The organism is Massilia genomosp. 1 (assembly GCF_011682185.1).
GTDB lineage: Bacteria > Pseudomonadota > Gammaproteobacteria > Burkholderiales > Burkholderiaceae_D > Telluria_A > Telluria_A rubra.
In genome coordinates this window covers 1-1,347 of record NZ_WHJF01000283.1, presented here as the reverse complement: position 1 = coordinate 1,347, position 1,347 = coordinate 1, and the positions used below count along the sequence as shown (strand labels likewise).

At 52.7% G+C, this 1,347-nt stretch carries 2 protein-coding genes; both read right to left on the bottom strand.

Annotation, left to right across the window (positions count from 1 at the left end):
* Nucleotides 1–309 precede the first annotated feature (309 nt).
* Entirely contained in the window at nt 310–717 is a 408-nt protein-coding gene (locus tag F1735_RS33585) for a hypothetical protein (protein WP_222853172.1), read from the bottom strand.
* A 10-nt stretch (nt 718–727) separates the two neighbouring features.
* The coding region (locus tag F1735_RS36005; protein WP_222853171.1) for a hypothetical protein at nt 728–1,347 on the bottom strand (620 nt) is incomplete at its 5' end.

Below are 1,347 nucleotides of genomic sequence, written 5' to 3'. Positions count from 1 at the left end.
CTTCGCGCCGCCCGCCCTTGACCCTGCTCCGGACCGGACATCGACAAGCGCCGCAAGGCGCAGACATTCACAGCGGTAGCCGATATGGTAGCCGAAGTCAACTTCCACTCAAAACGGCATTGGGCCAAATCCGCTACGCTCGGACCTGCACAGATTTAACGGCTGATCTACAACGCCGCTCAGCTACCGCTTACCCATCACCGTCCCTTGCCGGCGCTTTCACTCCAGAGTGGATTTTTCCGCAGCCCGGATGGGATACGAATAGCATCGACCATGATACGAACATGCTACGAACAGGACACGAGACCCCTATCGCTGCAAAGGTAGCAAGTCGTCTCCATTGATGGTGCCCAGGTCCCGATCAGAGACGATCAGAACAGTTTTCATGGCAATATCAACAATTGCTTCGAAAATAGTTATAACGTCACTTGGGGCATTCGAAATAACGTACCGTTTCTCCCCGGTCTCCATATCGGTTCGCGCAAGAACGTAACCACCATTTTTATCCGCCTCCCATGAATCCCCTGGCCCAAGGACTGACCTTGGGACAGCACTGAAGGAAAACCTCCACCGGTGATCGGCTTCCCTTTGCCCACCATACGTCGTGCACGTCTTGAACCAACTCGGCCATGTTTTCTTTGGGTGAACCTCAAGAAAACTATCCAAGAATATTCGAAGCGCATCTTCAAAACCACGACCTACATCTTTCTTTTCCACCTTAATCACCTTAATCTCCACCATAAATCCTTGCCCATTGAGCTCGCATTATTTCAGACTGAATCATCGCATCATCCGACGGAAGCCGGCCATAAACGTGTTGGCCATCATTCCCCCAAATTGCGCTGCGTTGCTGTCCCATCTTTTGAAGGAATGGTCTATCCGCAGGTCCCGGATTAATGGAGTACCCTGGTGGGTGGGTATGCCCAGACCACTTCCCGTAACTCCCCGCCACGAGGTCATCAAGCATATTTTGGGATACCGTAATTTCATTTCCGTATCCTCTAATGACCGTCCGTTGAGCACCCAACGTAAACATACTATATTCATCGCCCGTGACTTGACCGATTGACCTCAGGTCTGCCATGGATACGTTCTTCTTCGCGAACGTGCCTACGGCGCCTTGGCTGGCCATTTGTTCATGAATTGCAACCTGCCGCGACGAAAGCGACGAAGTTGGCAGTAATTCCGCCAACTGACCGGAGCGAGCGGTGGCTATTACGTTATTTGCCCCGATTCGATGCAGTGCTGCAGCCTCATCCGCTACTGCGCGAGCCGATGCGCCAGCCGCACGAGTTGCCGAACTAAGCGGAAAATCAATAAACGACTTCAGCGCCTTCCCGCCAGTCA